Annotated in this window: 14 protein-coding genes and 1 pseudogene; 2 read left to right on the forward strand and 13 right to left on the reverse strand. The window is 37.3% G+C overall.

What is annotated here, in order from left to right; translation table 11 throughout:
• Positions 1-373, reverse strand: a 373-nt coding sequence (locus tag LB465_RS05780; protein ID WP_224468064.1) for a transposase, incomplete at its 3' end; no start/stop codon positions are given.
• 108 nt (positions 374-481) lie between these two features.
• On the opposite strand from LB465_RS05780, the gene LB465_RS05785 reads away from it, so the two are divergent.
• Positions 482-1,222, forward strand: coding sequence for an NYN domain-containing protein (locus tag LB465_RS05785; RefSeq protein WP_224468066.1), 741 nt, complete (start codon positions 482-484; stop codon positions 1,220-1,222).
• Between the two features lie 148 nt (positions 1,223-1,370).
• Positions 1,371-1,529 (forward strand): annotated as a pseudogene (locus LB465_RS05790) (GlcG/HbpS family heme-binding protein); the annotation flags it as partial.
• Between the two features lie 57 nt (positions 1,530-1,586).
• Here the strand turns inward: LB465_RS05790 and hisIE are convergent.
• The 12 genes from hisIE to fabG form a co-directional block, all read right to left on the reverse strand.
• Entirely contained in the window at positions 1,587-2,204 is a 618-nt protein-coding gene (gene hisIE / locus LB465_RS05795) for a bifunctional phosphoribosyl-AMP cyclohydrolase/phosphoribosyl-ATP diphosphatase HisIE (protein ID WP_224468068.1), read from the reverse strand.
• Positions 2,205-2,422: 218 nt separating this feature from the next.
• A complete protein-coding gene (hisF, locus tag LB465_RS05800; RefSeq protein ID WP_224468071.1) occupies positions 2,423-3,178 on the reverse strand; it encodes an imidazole glycerol phosphate synthase subunit HisF in 756 nt (251 codons plus the stop codon).
• 38 nt (positions 3,179-3,216) lie between these two features.
• Positions 3,217-3,957, reverse strand: a complete 741-nt coding sequence (gene hisA, locus LB465_RS05805; RefSeq protein ID WP_224468074.1) for a 1-(5-phosphoribosyl)-5-[(5-phosphoribosylamino)methylideneamino]imidazole-4-carboxamide isomerase — start codon at positions 3,955-3,957, stop codon at positions 3,217-3,219.
• 95 nt (positions 3,958-4,052) lie between these two features.
• A complete protein-coding gene (gene hisH / locus LB465_RS05810) occupies positions 4,053-4,634 on the reverse strand; it encodes an imidazole glycerol phosphate synthase subunit HisH (protein WP_224468076.1) in 582 nt (193 codons plus the stop codon).
• 47 nt (positions 4,635-4,681) lie between these two features.
• Positions 4,682-5,824: a bifunctional histidinol-phosphatase/imidazoleglycerol-phosphate dehydratase HisB gene (gene hisB, locus LB465_RS05815; RefSeq protein ID WP_224468079.1), complete on the reverse strand. Its 1,143-nt coding sequence runs from the start codon at positions 5,822-5,824 to the stop codon at positions 4,682-4,684.
• A 35-nt stretch (positions 5,825-5,859) separates the two neighbouring features.
• The gene (gene hisC, locus LB465_RS05820) at positions 5,860-6,906 is read right to left on the reverse strand and encodes a histidinol-phosphate transaminase (RefSeq protein ID WP_224468081.1); all 1,047 of its coding nucleotides are present in this window, start codon (positions 6,904-6,906) and stop codon (positions 5,860-5,862) included.
• A 122-nt stretch (positions 6,907-7,028) separates the two neighbouring features.
• The gene (hisD, locus tag LB465_RS05825; RefSeq protein WP_224468083.1) at positions 7,029-8,312 is read right to left on the reverse strand and encodes a histidinol dehydrogenase; all 1,284 of its coding nucleotides are present in this window, start codon (positions 8,310-8,312) and stop codon (positions 7,029-7,031) included.
• 1 nt (position 8,313) lies between these two features.
• The gene (gene hisG / locus LB465_RS05830) at positions 8,314-9,177 is read right to left on the reverse strand and encodes an ATP phosphoribosyltransferase (RefSeq protein ID WP_224468085.1); all 864 of its coding nucleotides are present in this window, start codon (positions 9,175-9,177) and stop codon (positions 8,314-8,316) included.
• A gap of 337 nt (positions 9,178-9,514) precedes the next feature.
• On the reverse strand, positions 9,515-10,813 hold the full coding sequence (locus tag LB465_RS05835) for a serine hydrolase domain-containing protein (protein WP_224468088.1): 1,299 nt from the start codon (positions 10,811-10,813) through the stop codon (positions 9,515-9,517).
• 10 nt (positions 10,814-10,823) lie between these two features.
• Positions 10,824-11,642, reverse strand: a complete 819-nt coding sequence (locus LB465_RS05840) for a prohibitin family protein (protein WP_224468090.1) — start codon at positions 11,640-11,642, stop codon at positions 10,824-10,826.
• Between the two features lie 12 nt (positions 11,643-11,654).
• Positions 11,655-13,685 carry a VWA domain-containing protein gene (locus tag LB465_RS05845; RefSeq protein WP_224468094.1) on the reverse strand — a complete coding sequence of 677 codons (2,031 nt, stop codon included), beginning with the start codon at positions 13,683-13,685 and terminating at the stop codon, positions 11,655-11,657.
• Positions 13,686-13,762: 77 nt separating this feature from the next.
• Complete coding sequence (gene fabG, locus LB465_RS05850; protein WP_224468097.1) at positions 13,763-14,509, reverse strand: 3-oxoacyl-[acyl-carrier-protein] reductase; 747 nt, start codon at positions 14,507-14,509, stop codon at positions 13,763-13,765.
• Between the last annotated feature and the right edge of the window lie 28 nt (positions 14,510-14,537).

The following is a 14,537-nucleotide window of genomic DNA, read 5'->3' on the forward strand; positions in this document are numbered from 1 at the left end:
CCTGGTTGAAGATATTTTTAAACTTCCCTTTTAAGCGTTTGCCCCTAAAATCATTGATGGTATTATGATCGGGTTTACTTTGACCGCTGAGCCACATAAAATGAATGTTCTCCTGAAGGGCCTGCTCAATTTTTCGAGAGGAATACATATTGCGCAGGTATGCATAGATGGTCACCTTGAGCAACATCCGGGGATGGTAACTGGAAGTACCTCCTCCTTTATAACTTCGCTCCAGGTCAGCGATGTCGATTTGATCAATAATCGTATTGACGATCCTAATGGGATGATGGGCAGGGACCAGATCATCATAACTGGGAGGTAAAAGACTTAACTGCGACTGGTCATAGGTCTTAAATACTGCTTTGGCTTTCATTACATGAAAATACTAAAAACCAGAAAATAATACAACAAAAAAGGCTGCCTTTTCAGACAGCCTCTTTTATGCAAAAAAAGTATCTTTACCAGATAAATTTAAAAACTTATGGATACGAACCTTGCGGTGCTAATTGATGGCGATAATATCCCATCGGCCTATATAAAAGAAATGATGGAAGAAATTGCCAAATATGGCAATCCAACTGTTAAACGGATTTATGGCGACTGGACAAAACCCCATTTAGTAAAATGGAAAAATGTTTTACTCGAAAACGCTATTAATCCCATTCAGCAATATGGCTATACGCAAGGAAAAAACGCTACAGATTCTGCGATGATCATCGATGCCATGGATATTTTATATTCAGATAAGGTAGACGGTTTCTGCCTGGTTTCCAGCGATAGTGATTTCACAAGATTAGCCACCAGACTTCGCGAAGCAGGAAAAAATGTAATAGGTATTGGGGAAAAGAAAACCCCTGAACCTTTTATAGTTGCCTGCGATCGATTTATTTATATTGAAATTCTAAAGAATACAGATAAAGATAGCGACCAAAGCACTGAAAAAGGCGGAAAAAGTACTAAAAAGAAAAACGTAGATAAAATCACTCCAAAAGTTGTAAGACTTATCTCTCAAACAATTTCAGATGTTGCCGATGAAGATGGCTGGGCGTTCCTTGGTGATGTGGGAAGTTTACTTCAGAAAAAACAACCCAATTTTGATTCCCGTAATTACGGATTTCAAAAGCTAACCCCAATGATTCATTCCATAGATAAATTTGAAATTGAATCACGTACTAATCAAAACAGTAAATTCAAACTAATTTACGTTAGGAACAAGGATTAAGTTTTAGTTATAATCCTCTTAAAATCATTGTATTCCTTTTTACAAGCTATAATTTAGGACAAATAAAAACCTCAGATTATCAATCTTAGGTTAGGACAGACACAAAAAGTTATTGCTGCAGGCGAAAGTTATCTCAAGCTGACGACCACTTTTTAATATTGAGCATTCCAACAACGGACTTATAACCTTTCCCGGCGGAGTTCCCTTAAAAAATAAAAGCGGAGAAATTATTGGTGCCGTAGGAGTTTCCGGAAGCTCTGTGGAAAACGATCATGCTGTGGCCATTTTTGCCGCTGAAAGCATATAATTTGATAAAAAATCAAAAAGAGCCGACTGTCATATTAATGTTTTAAGTCGGCTTTTTTTAATGCCTTTTTTCCAGAACTTCGGTAATATCTTTTAAAGAATATCCTTTAGCTCTTAGTAAAATGAGGTAATGAAAAAGTAAATCGGCGCTTTCATTTAGAAACAATTCCGCGTTATCATCTTTAGCTTCGATAACCGTTTCCACCGCCTCCTCGCCTACTTTCTGGGCGATTTTATTCATTCCGGCATCAAAAAGTGAAACGACATAAGAGTTTTTATCTTCCCGAAGTTCAGGCTCCACCTCACTCATTCTTTTTCGTTTCGCAATAATACCTTCCAGCTTTGAAAAAAAACCAAAATTCGGTTCATTCTCTTCAGCCCAGCAGGTATCGGTACCTTTGTGACAAGTTGGTCCTTCAGGATCTACCGAAATTAACAGCGTATCATTATCACAATCATTTTTAATGCTCACCAAATGAAGAAAATTACCGCTTTCTTCGCCTTTGGTCCATAAGCGCTTCTTGGTCCGACTGAAAAATGTCACTTTTTTGGTTTCATTGGTTTTCAAAAAAGCCTCTTCATTCATATAACCCAACATCAGCACATTCTTAGTCGATGCATCCTGAATTATCGCGGGCACTAAACCGTCGTTATTTTTATTAAAATCTATATTCATAATTATTTTTTTACTCGATAATCGAGATTAATTACTCCGAGGCTTGGCTCGAAAATTAAACAATGTTCCCAATAAATGCCTCGTGAGCTTGCTCTGAGGTATTGCATGTCATCCTGAATTTATTTCAGGATCTAATATTTTTGTTGAAATAGAATAGAGATGAAAGAGCAAAGAATAAAGATCTCTCTAAACTATTCTCTTTTTTCTTTTCTTGAATCTTAAAGTCTAACTTCCACCCCATTCCTGCGAAGCTCTTCCTTTAAATCTTTAATCTCGATTTCCTTAAAATGAAAAACACTGGCTGCAAGTGCGGCATCGGCCTTTCCTTCAATAAAGGTATCGCAAAAATGCTGCATATTCCCGGCACCGCCTGAAGCGATTATAGGAATATTCAATTCTGAAGATAAAACCGCTAATGCTTCATTGGCAAAACCAGCTTTGGTGCCATCATTATTCATAGAAGTAAATAGAATTTCTCCGGCACCACGTTCTTCAACTTCTTTAGCCCATTGAAATAAATTGATATCAGTAGGCACTTTTCCGCCAACCAAATGAACCATCCATTCGCCGTTTATCTGCTTGGCATCAATTGCGACCGTAATACACTGACTGCCAAATTTAGCTGCAAGCTCATTGATCAAGCCAGGATTTTTTACTGCTGAAGAATTTATCGAAACCTTATCAGCCCCATTTTTCAGTAAAATATCCACGTCTTCCACCGAAGAAATACCGCCGCCAACAGTAAACGGAATATTTACTTTTTCAGCCACCCTTCTTACTAAATTAGCAAGGGTTTTTCGTTTTTCCTCCGTTGCTGAAATATCAAGGAAAACCAGTTCATCTGCACCAGACTTAGCATAGATCTTAGCCAGTTCTACAGGATCACCAGCATCTCGTAAATCTATAAAATTTACGCCCTTTACGGTTCTACCGTCTTTGATATCCAGGCAGGGTATAATTCGTTTTGTAAGCATTTTTTTAAGTTAGAAGTAAAAAGTTAGAAACATGAATACTAACCTCTTTCAATTATAAATTTTTCCAGTTCTTTTAGCTCAATACGGCCTTCATAAATCGCTTTCCCAATTATAGTACCCTCGCAACCAAGTTCAGCCAGTTTTGGCAACTCGCTAAATTCTGAAATCCCTCCAGAGGCGATTAAACTCAACTCTTTATCATCTGAAGATGTTTCCTCTAAAATTCGCTGATAAAGTTTAAACGACGGACCTTCCAGCATCCCGTCTTTAGAGATATCGGTGCAAATTACATATTTTACACCTTCCTGCTGATATTCCTGAATAAAAGGAATTAATTCTTTGGTAGATTCTTCCTGCCAGCCGCTAACCGCGATCTTTTCGTTATTCGCATCAGCACCCAGAATTATTTTATCTGAACCAAATTTCTGAATCCAGCTTTTAAAAGTTTCGGGGTCTTTCACCGCGATACTTCCACCAGTAATTTGATGAGCGCCGCATTCAAAAGCAATTTTTAGATCTTTATCGGTTTTAAGTCCGCCTCCAAAATCAACTTTTAAGTTGGTCTTTGAAGCAATTTCTTCAAGGATCTTATGATTTACAATATGTTTCGACTTCGCGCCATCCAAATCTACCAAATGCAAATACTGAATACCGTGCGCCTCAAAATTCTTAGCCACTTCCAGCGGATGCTCATTGTAAATTTTCTTGGTATTATAATCACCTTTGGAAAGTCTTACGCATTTACCTTCAATTATATCTATAGCGGGTATAATTCTCATTTTTTAATTTTGAAAGTTAGGTTGTTTTTATTTTTGCCACGAATACACGAATAAAATTTTCTTCAAGGCTTACTCTCCCTTGGGGGTTGGGGGGCTTATATTTTTAAAAAATTCTCAAGTATTTTTTCCCCTGCATCACTGCTCTTTTCAGGGTGAAACTGGACACCGTAAAAATTATCTTTCTGAATTGCCGAAGTATACTCCACTCCATACTTCGTTGAAGCAATGGTTTCCTCACATTCTTTTACGTAAAAACTATGCACCAAATACACGAATTCCTGCTCTGAAATCCCGTTAAATAATTCTGATTTTAAATCATAAATCCGGTTCCAGCCAATTTGCGGAACTTTTAATTTATTATCGAATTTCACCACGTTAGCATGAAAAATTCCAAGTCCTTCAGTATCGCCCTCCTCGCAATAGGTACACATCAATTGCATCCCCAGGCAAATTCCCAAAACCGGTTGTTTTAAAGTTGGAATAACTTTATCCAGGCCGGTTGATTTTAGCATCTTCATCGCACTACTCGCCTCTCCTACTCCGGGGAAAATCACTTTATCTGCCGACTTGATCTCTTCAGCATCGCTGCTTAAAATCGCCTCATAACCAAGACGTTTAATCGCGAACTTTATGCTTTGAATATTTCCGGCACCGTAATCAATTATTACTATTTTCAATTTCTTTGGTATTGGGATTCAAAAGAAAGATTCTTCTGAATTCTTATTTATAACATTCCTTTCGTTGATGGCAAAATCATTTTTTCTGCATCGCGTTTTACCGCCATTTTAATAGCTTTCGCAAAAGCTTTAAAAATCGCTTCGATTTTATGATGCTCGTTCTGGCCTTCAGCTTTTACGTTTAGGTTTGCTTTAGCTCCATCGGTGAAGGACTTAAAGAAATGGTAGAACATTTCGGTAGGCATTTTCCCAACCATTTCGCGTTTAAATTCAGTTTCCCAAACAATCCAGTTTCTTCCACCAAAATCTATGGCCACCTGTGACAGGCAATCGTCCATTGGCAAACAAAAACCGTAGCGTTCTATTCCCAATTTGTTCCCTAATGCTTTACTAAACACTTCTCCCAGGGCGATTGCAGTATCTTCTATAGTATGATGCTCATCCACTTCCAAATCACCTTTAACACTCACTGTAAGGTCCATTTGTCCATGACGCGCAATTTGATCCAGCATATGGTCAAAGAACGCAATTCCTGTGCTTATTTCTGACTTCCCGGTGCCGTCTAAATTCAATTGGATAAAAATATCAGTCTCATTGGTTTTTCGACCTATTTCTGCAGTTCTATCGTTTAATTTCAAAAATTCATAAATCTTCTTCCAGCTACCCGTTTTTAGGGCAATGGTTTCTTTTACTTTTTCCTGATCGTTCTGCACTTCATCAGTCGCCAGATTTTCGTGAGTATCGATAAAAATACCTTTTCCTCCAAAATTATAAGCAAACTCAATGTCTGTAAGTCGGTCCCCGATCATAAAAGAATTCTTTAGATCGTACTCCTTTTCATTATTCAGGTACTTTTCCTCTAAAAGTCCGGTATTGGGTTTTCGAGTTCGGGAATTATCTTTGGCGAATGTGCGATCCATCAAAATCTCGCTAAATTCCACACCTTCATTTTTAAAGGTTTGGATGATAAAATTTTGAATAGGCCAGAACTTTTCTTCCGGATAAGCTTCAGTCCCTAAGCCATCCTGATTAGTGACCATTACCAACTCAAAATCCAGTTCTGCTGCGATTTTTTTTAGGTAATACAAAGCTTCCGGATAAAATTCCAGTTTCTCGATACTGTCTACCTGATAATCTTCCGGCTCGTGAATTAAAGTCCCATCACGATCTATAAATAATACTTTTCTCATAATCTATCTTGTCATTTCCGCGAAGGCGGAAATCCTTATTCTATATTTTTTAAAGCTTCTATTAACTTTCTATTCTCTTCTCCAGTGCCAACTGTAAACCTCAATGTATTTTCACAAAGCGGTTGCGTGGTTCGGTTTCTAATTACAATACCTTTTTGAATTAACTGCTCATAACGTTTATTGGCATTATCTACTTTTAGCAAAATGAAATTAGCGTCTGAAGGATATATTTTTTCTATAAACCCAACTTGAACCAAAGCTTCACTTAAAATATCTCTTTCATTCAGTAAATCAGATATTTCAGAATTTACTCTTTGGACATCCAGTACACGGTTTAAAGCTCGTGACTGGGTTAATTCGTTAACGTTATATGGTGGCTTGATTTTGTTTAGAATCTCGATTATTTCTCCGGAAGCATAACAAATCCCTAAACGTATTCCCGCCATTCCATAGGCTTTGGAAAGCGTTTGAGTTATTACCAGATTCTGGTAATCTTCCAATTTGTTTAACCAACTATCTTTTGCTGAGAAGTCAATATAAGCTTCATCAATAATCACTAATCCGTTAAATTTTTTAAGAATCTCTGAAATATTTTCTTCGGAAAAAGAATTCCCGGTTGGATTATTCGGAGAACAGAGAAAAATTATTTTTGTATTTTGATCTACCGAATTAAGAATTTCTTCAACCTTAGGTTCGAAATCTGAATTAAGCAGAACCTCCCTGTTTTCAATATTATTGATGTTAGCCAGCACTTTGTACATTCCGTAAGTTGGCGGTAAAGTAATAACATTGTCTATCCCCGGTTCACAAAACGCCCTGAACAATAAATCCAGAACTTCATCGCTACCATTACCGAGTAAAATATTTTCGGTAGATACACTTTTTATCTTTGCTAATTCAGCCTTGAGATTGCGCTGTTGTGGGTCTGGATAGCGGTTAACATCGGTTTGAAACGGATTTTCGTTTGCATCAAGGAAAACCATTTCTGAACCGGTAGACTGGTATTCGTCCCTGGCGGAAGAATAAGGTTTTAAACCGGCCACGTTTGGCCTTACCAGGTTATTTATATTGAATTCTTTCATTTTTCTCTTGAGGCATTCAGATTATCTTTTGCGTCACCCTGAACTTGTTTCAGGGTCTAAGATATAGACTGTTAGAACATATTAGATTCTGAAATAAATTCAGAATGACGATATTTTTAGTATTACTTTAATTCTTTTAAACGTAAGGTCACCGCATTTTTATGCGCTTCCAAACCTTCGGCTTCAGCCATTAATTCTATGGCCGGGCCAATTTCACGAATTCCATTCTCTGATATTTTCTGAAAAGTCATGCTCTTCATAAAACTATCCAGGTTTACCCCACTGTACTGTTTTGCATAGCCGTTTGTAGGCAAGGTATGATTGGTGCCCGATGCATAATCTCCGGCGCTTTCAGGAGTGTAGTTTCCAATAAACACGGAACCTGCATTCTGAATCCCTTCAGTATAAAAAGTTTCATCCTCAGCACAAACAATAAAGTGCTCAGGGCCGTATTCATTGATCAGTTCCAGCGCATCTTCTTTCTTTTCAACATAGATTAATCTAGAATGAGCGATAGCCTTTTCAGCAATACTTTTGCGGGGCAGATCTTTTAATTGATTCTCCACCTCTTTCTCTACGCTATCTATAAGCTCTTTAGAGTTAGATACTAAAATAACCTGACTATCGGCACCGTGTTCGGCCTGGCTTAATAAATCAGATGCTACAAAGGCGGTATTTGCGGTAGCATCTGCGAAAACCAATAACTCTGAAGGTCCAGCAGGCATATCTATAGCAACATTGTGACGGGTAGCCAGTTGTTTGGCAACAGTTACAAATTGATTTCCGGGGCCAAAAATCTTATACACTTTTGGAACATTTTCAGTCCCGAAAGTCATAGCGGCAATCGCCTGAATTCCACCAATTTTAAAGATTTTGGTTACTCCGCATAAAGCAGCGGTGTAAAGAATTGCCGGGTGCACATTGCCTTCTTTGTCAGGCGGTGTACAAAGCACAATCTCTTCGCAGCCTGCAATATTTGCCGGAGCAGCTAACATTAAAATGGTTGAAAATAAAGGAGCGCTCCCACCGGGAATATATAAACCGACTTTCTGAATCGGTCTTTTTTCCTGCCAGCACTGTACGCCATTAGTAGTTTCTACCTCTATTTTCCCAGTTTTTTGAGCAGCATGGAACTTTTCGATATTAGCTTTGGCCAGTTGGATAGCCTGCTTTAAATCGTCAGAAATTTGTGCTTCAGCCGAACTTACTTCTTCCTTAGAAACACGGGTTTCTTCCAGATTGATCCCGTCAAAAAGTTCGGTGTATTTTGAAACGGCATCATTGCCTTTCACTTTTACTTCAGCAAAAACCTGGTTTACCGTTTCTTCGATATCTTCTACGGTTTGTGTGGGTCTTTTTAAAATTTCAGCCCATTCTGATCTGTCGGGATTGTAAAACTTTTTCATTTTAAAGTACCATTTTTTCAATTGGTGCTACTAAAATTCCTTCGGCACCGTTTTCCTTTAATTCGTCTATTACTTCCCAGAAACGCTCTTCATTAATTACTGTATGGATGGAACTCCAACCATCTTCAGCAAGTGGTAAAACCGTTGGACTGCGCATTCCCGGAAGCAATTTAATAATATTATCCAGGTTTTCGTTTGGCGCGTTTAAGAGAATGTATTTTGAAGTTCGTGCGTTTAGAACAGATTTAATCCTGAACTGCAATTTCTCTAAAATCACTTTACGGTCGTCAGAGATCTTAGGAGAAATAGCGAGCACCGCTTCACTTTTCAGCATTACTTCTACTTCCTTCAACCCGTTTTTGAATAGGGTGCTTCCGCTGGAAACAATATCGCAAATACCATCGGCCAAGCCAATATTTGGAGCGATTTCAACGGAACCATTAATAATGTGCAGTTCGGCGCTTATGCCTTTCTTTTCAAGAAAATCATTTACCGTATTCGGATAGGAAGTCGCAATTTTTTTACCATCCAGATCGTTAATTCCTGAATACTTCATTGATTTTGGAACAGCAAGAGAAACACGGCATTTTGAAAAGCCTAGTTTTTCCCCCTGGATAATATCATTCCCTTTTTCGATTAAAACGTTCTCTCCAATAATGGCAACATCCACAACTCCATCTCTTAAATATTGTGGGATATCTCCATTTCGCAAATACATAACTTCCAGTGGAAAGTTACGGGAAGAAGCTTTAAGCTGCTCTTTTCCGTTGTCTATAGAAATTCCTGCGTCTTTTAATATTTTAAGCGAATCTTCGTTTAACCGACCCGATTTTTGAATAGCAATTCTTAATTTTTCCTGACTCATTTTTTAATTTTTCTATTAAACTTCAAAACTTTTAATTGAAGTTTGGTGGTTATCTAAAACAAAAAACCCGTTTGAATAGCTCAAACGGGTTTTAAATATGCTGAAAATTACAACACACCAAATTTACCTCGCCTGAGCGCAGTAGTAAATATGATGGTGATGTAATTGAGAGTTCTTCATTGTGATTACAAATCTAAATATAAATTTTAAACTGCAAAACAGCTTTCTGGTTTTTTATGAATTGTTTTACTCGATAATCGAGATTAGATAGATTTTGACCTACTTACAAAGCATATTTTTATTAATAGAACTATACGTAGGCTAATAGGCTGATTAATTAATCATCTATTGCGCTAAAAAGCATTTGCCTGAATTTCCAGGCGGTTTCATCCCCGGTATTACCCTGAGTTTGTTTCAACAGAATACCAATTATTTGCTCTTCCGAGTCGGCAAAATACTGTGTATTGAAATAACCACCCCAATCAAAGGTGCCGGCACTACCCTGGCCTCCAGAAATCTCTCCCGTTTCACTAACTACTCCAAAAGCGAGCCCATGGTATTGATTGGGAAAATTGAATTTTTCACCGGTATGGTTTCCCATAATAATATTTACCGTTTTTCGGCTTAGTAAGCGCTCTCCATTATATTCACCACCATTTAGATACATTTGCAGAAATTTTGCATAATCTACTGCAGTTCCCGAAAGTCCCGCTCCGCCGGAGAAAAAAGTTCCTTCGCCCTTTATCGGGTAATCGGGATCATAAAAAGTGGTTTGCAAATCTTCCCAATTTTCATTCTTTTTATACTGAACAGCAACCAGGCGATTTTTATTAGCCTCAGGTTGATAAAACCGGGTATCATCCATTTGCAGCGGGTCGAAAATTCTTTCATTTAAAAAATCGTCAAAATCCTGTCCTGAAATTACTTCAACGAAATAACCAAGAACATCCAAACCTAAGCTATAGGTGAATTTTTCGCCGGGTTCGTGATGCAATGGTAAAACCGCTAATTTTTTAACACTTTCTTCAATAGTTACATCCTTGGTTGTAAACAGTTCGGTGATACCTGCCTTGGCATAAATCTTTTTAATACGTTCATCACCATCTATCATTCCATAGCCAAGACCAGATGTATGCGTTAACAACTGCCTGATAGTGATTTCATTTTTGGTAGGAGCCGCATCATAGGTACTGTCCTGTTCCCGAAAAGTCGCTAAAATTTGGGGATCTTTAAATTCAGGAATATACTTTGAAATAGGATCGTCTAAACGAAATTTCCCTTCCTCCCAGAGCATCATCACGGCAGTTGCAGTAATCGCTTTTGTTTGAGAAGCCAACCTAAAAATTGCATCTTTTTCAAGCTCTTTACCTGACGCATTTGCATCTCCAAAGGCTTCGTGAAAAACAATTTTGCCGTCGCGAACTATTAAAGCTACCGCTCCGGGAATTTGGTTTTCTTCGATTGCCGATTTCAGCATTACTTCAATCTTCTGTATCCTTTCTGAAGACATTCCAATTTCTTTGGGAGCAGCTGTTTCAAGTGTCCCCGAATTATTTACAGAACTGGTTTGTGCAGAAAGAGCAAGGCTTCCTATAAAAATAGAAAGCCTTGCAATATTTAAGAAAATAGATTTCATTTTCTATATTTTAATTTGCACCACCTAAAATTAAGGGCAATCCGCCTTCTCCTGAACCTATAACAACCGTTTTGGAATTATTGGATTTAGCAAGTTCTACAGTAGCCTGAATTCCTTTTTCCTTTAAAATGTTAGGAGTTAAGGAAGCATTCAAAATCTCGTTTGCACGAGCCTTACCTTCGGCATCAATACGCTGGCGTTCGGCTTCCTGAGTAGCTTTAGTCAACCTAAACTCATATTCCAAAGATTCCTGCTCCTGGCGTAATTTTCGCTCAATTGCATCTTTAATGTTTGGAGGTAATGAAACATCTCTTACCAAAACCTCATTAACCTGAACATATTGGTCTTGAAGTAAAATTTGAGTTTCTTCTAAAATTTCTTTTTGAATTGCTTCCCTTTTACTGGAATATAATTGTTCCGGGTTATATCTTCCTACAACCGATCTTGCAGCTGACCTTACTGCGGGTTGCAGTAAACGACTTATATATTCTTCACCCTTTTCGCTATGTAAGCTTCCCAGTTTCTCATAAGAAGGCTGAAACCAGGTAGAAGCATCAATATCAATTTGAAGTCCGTTAGAACTTAAAACCTGCATTTTTTCTTCCAGAGATTGCTGTCTCACTTCATATACAAAAACTTTGTTCCAGGGAGCTACAAAATGAAAGCCTTCATTTAAAGGCGGCTCATCAGTAACTACACCATCATCAAAAGTTTTATAAAGAACGCCAGCCTGGCCGGAACCAATGGTAACAGTAGATTTAGCGACAAAAATTATTAAAATTACGACTCCTATAAGAATAGGAATTGCGAGCTTGGGTAATCTTTCCATAAATAATTGTATTTAAATTAATCCTTTGTATTTTCTGAAAAACCATTCTGCGGCAAGTATTGAAACAAGCAGAAATAGAAGGTAGTACCAGTTTATCAAAGGTACGTTTTTTTGCTGGCTTTTTTGAACAGGTTTGTATTTATCGGTACTTAGAAGACCATTTATTAACTCCTGAATTTGATTTTGGTAATAAACTTCAGTTTCTGAATTTTTGGCTAAAGCGTCCATGGCATTTTTGTTAGCCGAAATAAATTTTTGTTCAATATTATATGCTATAACTTCGAAGCTTCCAGAACGAGAAAGCTGGGTTCCGGCTTCGGTAATTTGAAAATTATAAGTCCCTGGATCTAAACTTCCTAAATCAACTTCGTAGGCATTATTCTTTAAAATAAATTGGGACTCAATACTTTTTAACGAATCTTCTACTGAAATATTCAAATTAGCATTGGAATCAAATTGATAATTTTGATCAAAGAAATTAGCGGTAAGTTTCACAGATTCATTTTCATAATAAAATGACTTATAATCTAAGGTTAACCGTTCGCGTTTCTTTGCCGATGCCAAATTCTGAATAAGTTTCCCAAAGAAATTATCGAATTTCTCGAAAGATTTATTTTCCAGGAAGCTTGCAGAACGCCATCTCCAGATATTTTCTCCAAAAATAAAAGCATTTTTATTTTGCCCGCTACCCTGTATCGCTATTAAAGGCTCTGAGGTTTCTACATTTTCAATTTTTTGAAAGTAAATACTTTCTAAATTATTGCTTTCAACGCTAATTTTACCAAATTTATCTTCCAACGGAGGAAATTCAGAAAAACCTACTTCCTCAAATTGAAATTGATTGAAATTAGGGTTTTTTACCGCGAAAATTTCCTGCGTCTGATTGGTAAAATCTTTCTGTACAAAATCTTGAATTCTATTAAGGAAATTCCAATCGGTCTGAGTTCCTGAAACCAGCAGATAGTTTTGATCATTTTCGGCCAGATTTTCAAAAACAGAAGCAAAACCTGAAGTTGGCTGATATAATATTATTAATTGATAATCTTTTAAATTTGATAAATCGTCCTTAAGATATTTTATATCAATTTGCCGTTGTCTATTAGTTTCTATCGACTTTTTAAAGGTTCCAATATCCGGATGTGGAATCGCACTTATTAGCAAAATTTTACTACGCTCATCGATTACTTCTACCGTAAACTTTTTTTCGTTATTCGCTTTATTCTTTTCAATTTCTAATGGAATTATTTCAGCTTCATATGATAAAACTCCAAGCCTTGAAGCCGGAAGTTCAGCTCGAATCACTGTAGAGTTACTTTCTGAATTCAGAGTAATTTCTTCAGAAAAAATGACATTTCCCCCAGATCTTATTACAAATTCTGAAGTCACCTCTTCTTCTCCGGAATAAGAAATAAAAGCTTCCACCGGAAAGCGATTATTTAAAAATGCATAAGTGTTTACATTTAATTGCGATAATTCTAAATCTAAATATTGCGTGGTATCGCCAACGACCAAGGGATAAATTTCCTGGTTATTTCCCGGCTTGAAATATCGAAAATCCCTTCCCCTACTTTGATTTCCGTCAGAAATAAGCACTAAGGCCGTTGATTTCTTTCTGGAAATATCCTTAACCGATTCCAGAGCAGCATAAATATTGGTTTGGGATGCCTGGAATTGCGGAGCATTTGAATTTAGTAATTTATTTCCGAAATTATATTGAACCAATTCAAACCGCTCCTGTAGAGCTTCATTAGATTTTAACTTTTCGAGAAGTCCTCTTACTGTATCTTCCTGCTCCAGATGCGCAATAGATTCAGAATCGTCTACAGCCAGGATTAAATTAGGTTTTTCGAGTTCGTATGTTGTAGAGGTAATTTTAGGATTGATGAGCACTAAAAGCAATATAAAAACAGAAAGAAAGCGTAAAGCAAAGAAAACATAAGTCTCCCTCCTCTTGTTCTTATTTTTATGGAGGTATTGAAAAAAAGCAAACCCCAGCGCGAAAATTGCAGCCAGGGCGATAAATAAAATTGTTGATAGATCCATTAAAGTTAAGATAGTTAATCGTTATTGGTTAAAAGTTAAAAGTTCTAATAACAATTAACTCTTAACTACTAACTTATCTAGGTATGCATTCCGCCGTCAACGTGAAGTACTTGTCCAGTGATATAAGAACTAAGGTCACTTCCAAGGAAAACGCAAGCGTTAGCTATATCTTCTGGAGCTCCACCACGTTTCAGAGGAATTGCCTGTCTCCAGCCATCCACAACTTTCTCGTCTAGTTTTTCAGTCATTTCGGTTTCTATAAATCCTGGAGCGATCACGTTGGTTCTAATATTTCTGGAACCAAGTTCCTGCGCCATAGATTTAGAAAAACCAATAATTCCGGCTTTTGAAGCTGCGTAGTTGGCCTGCCCTGCGTTTCCGGTAACTCCAACTACCGAACTCATATTGATAATGCTTCCTTTGCGTTGCTTCAGCATTGTACGCTGAACCGCTTTGGTCATGTTAAAAATAGACTTCAGGTTTACTTCAATAACCTTATCAAAATCTTCTTCGCTCATTCGCATTAATAGATTGTCTTTAGTGATCCCTGCATTATTAACCACAATGTCTATATCTCCAAAATCTGCAGCTACGTCTTTTATTAATTGTTCTGCTTCTTTAAAACTGGCTGCGTTAGATTGGTAAGCTTTTGCTTTTACTCCTAGTTTGCTTAATTCATCGGCTAATGCATTTGCAGATTCCGCAGAAGAATTATAGGTAAAAGCTACATTAGCACCGTGTTCAGCAAAAACCTGGGCTATTCCTTTTCCTATTCCGCGGCTACCACCGGTTATTATGGCATTCTTTCCTTCTAATAATTTCATTTTTTGGCTTATTTTTTAATATAAATCA

Source organism: Salegentibacter lacus, from assembly GCF_020164555.1.
Classification (GTDB): Bacteria; Bacteroidota; Bacteroidia; order Flavobacteriales; family Flavobacteriaceae; genus Salegentibacter; species Salegentibacter lacus.